Origin of the sequence: Paenibacillus xylaniclasticus (assembly GCF_004001065.1) — a bacterium.
In the GTDB taxonomy this organism is placed as follows: domain Bacteria; phylum Bacillota; class Bacilli; order Paenibacillales; family Paenibacillaceae; genus Paenibacillus_T; species Paenibacillus_T xylaniclasticus.
The window spans coordinates 1-647 of record NZ_BIML01000099.1 but is presented as its reverse complement, the minus strand read 5'-3'; the positions used below and the strand labels follow the sequence as shown (position 1 = coordinate 647).

Sequence of the window (647 nt, the reverse complement as noted above, 5' to 3'; positions counted from 1 at the left end):
ATCAGAAGTCAACCAGAGGGCGCTCTTACGTTCCGATCCTACTTGGAGCAGGTGAAGGAGCAAGCGCTGGCGGGTTACGCGAATCAGGAGTATCCGTTCGAAGAGCTGGTAGAGAAAGTGGTCAAGCATCGGGATATGAGTCGGCATCCGCTATTCGATACGATGTTCGTGCTGCACAATCAGGAGCAGCAGGGGCTTAATCTCGATTCCTTACAGCTCATTGCACAACCGGTAGAAAGCGGTATGACGAAGTTCGACATGACCTGGTCGTTATCGGAAAGGGAAGACGGGCTGCAAATCGTCGTCGAATATTGCACTGATTTGTACCAGCGCGAAACGGTAGAGCGGATGGCACAGCATTACTTGCAGTTAATCAGAGCAGCAGTAAGTGAACCGGAGATGGAACTGTCGAAACTGTCGATGCTGACCGTGGAAGAGAAGCATCAGATTGTAAATGTGTTCAATACGACGGAAGCACCGTATCCGAAGGAGAAGACCATCCATCGGCTGTTCGAAGAGCAGGTGGAGCGTACTCCGGATCACATCGCGTTAGTCAGCGAAACGGATCAGCTAACGTACCAGGAGTTGAATGCTCGGGCGAACCGGCTGGCGCATAAACTTCGGAAACTGGGCGTGACAGCAGACAG

General features: G+C 52.1%; 1 protein-coding gene. It reads left to right on the top strand.

Features of this window, described 5'->3' with window-relative positions; genetic code table 11:
• A partial coding sequence (locus PXY01_RS22110) for a condensation domain-containing protein (RefSeq protein WP_164744562.1) occupies positions 1-647 on the top strand: 647 nt, incomplete at both ends.